Below are 1,561 nucleotides of genomic sequence, written 5' to 3'. Positions count from 1 at the left end.
CCCACTTTCCCGCCGCTCAATCTCTCTGTCACACCGTCTCTCCGTCACTCTTTCACACCAAGAAGCTCCGACAACCGCAATGGCTGCCGGGGCTTCGTGCCGGGCGTCAGTCAGTGCCCGATTCAGGGTACCATGGTCGCAGTGCCCAACATGTACAAATACCTCAATACCCCTATCTTTTGACCATTCGAATACTCTACCACACTGCCCATGCCGCGACCCACAAACAGCCAGGCATCCTTGCCGACCGGAAAATCGGCAAACTCGGAAGCCGCGATCGTGCCACTGCCCGCTGCATCCTCAAACTGCTTGAATATGCAAGGTGCACCCGGCGCACAAAGGGCTGCATAGACGTAATCGCATCTGTCATCCGGCTCCCAAGTAAAGGTCAGGTCCTCGCTTTTGCTGTGCTCGTACCCATGGCTGAAAGCAACCTCCAGACACAGCGGATGGGGGATTGTAAATGTCCCGGAAAACGACCCATACTTCTCCGGCATCTCCGATTCAAACCTGATGTCCACCTCGCCCGATCGGGAAATTTCTTCAGGGTCGAAGTCGGGCGGAAAAAAGTCACCAGCCATCGAAGTGGCAAGCAGATACCGAAACTTGCCTTCCTCCTCGATTTTCAGCAAAGGCAGATTTTCCACAAACACTTTACCTGCTGCATCCATCCTTTCGTTGAACACAGCCGAAGCTGAAAAACTGCCCATTCGACAATCTCCATTATTCATATAACCATCCACACTTACCGTTATACGGCTCTCCACCCCGTCCATGGTGAATTCACCAAGCCCCCTCATTGCCACGTCTTCCACATCCACAATGTGCCGGACCGTCGTTTCCGAAATGACAGGGTCTTTTTTGCAGGAAGCCAATAAGCATGCTGCAATTGCAACCCCAAAAACAGATTTTGTGAACATAGTATATATCTTTTTTTATCATAAAAACCAGGCTTACGCGCTATCCCTCTTGCAGGCCTGCACAAGTTGTGCCGTCCGCAAAACGCACACACCGGAGGTACAGGGGGCAACAGGCTGGTTTATTCAAATCCATATCTCTAATTTCTGTCATAAAGAGTTTCAAATCACCTGCGCCGTTGGTCGTCTCTACCACACAGGCTCGGCGATTCGAGTTGCACACAATCCGGTCCAGCCAGACTTCCCCCGGTTCCTGGCAGCTTGATCCTCCAAAACGCCAGTAAACACGACTTTTTTCTTACACAGAGCTGCACAGAGTGCCTAGGGAGAACCACGGAGTTTGGTGGAACCAGTTGAGCGTCAGGCATTTTTCAAAAAGGAACCAAGAAACAGATTTGACCGATTGCACCGGTCCTACCCATTTCACCTGCCCCGCGGGTCACTCCTCTCTCCTCACTCCTCACTCCCTCACTCCGTCACTCCGTCTCTCCTTCACACGAGAAAGCTCCGACAACCGCAATGGCTGCCGGGGCTTCGTGTATTTATGGTCGAAAACACGGCCTCAGTAGTTGCAGCACGCATAGGCCACGCCTGCCTGACAAGTGATCCCACACCCTTGGCCCCCACTCACATTGGCTCCGGTT

The 1,561-nt window shown here is 52.7% G+C and carries 1 protein-coding gene; it reads right to left on the bottom strand.

What is annotated here, in order from left to right:
* Positions 1 to 122: 122 nt before the first annotated feature.
* Positions 123 to 920, bottom strand: a complete 798-nt coding sequence (locus D6694_07535; GenBank protein RMH42899.1) for a hypothetical protein — start codon at positions 918 to 920, stop codon at positions 123 to 125.
* Positions 921 to 1,561 lie beyond the last annotated feature (641 nt).

It is taken from the genome of Gammaproteobacteria bacterium (assembly GCA_003696665.1).
Lineage (GTDB): Bacteria > Pseudomonadota > Gammaproteobacteria > Enterobacterales.
The sequence above is the reverse complement of the archived record's forward strand: the minus strand, read 5'-3'. Positions and strand labels throughout refer to the sequence as shown.

Excerpts from the sequence above, each read along its gene's own strand:
- D6694_07535 (RMH42899.1), bottom strand. The coding sequence starts at position 920 with ATGTTCACAAAATCTGTTTTTGGGGTTGCAATTGCAGCATGCTTATTG.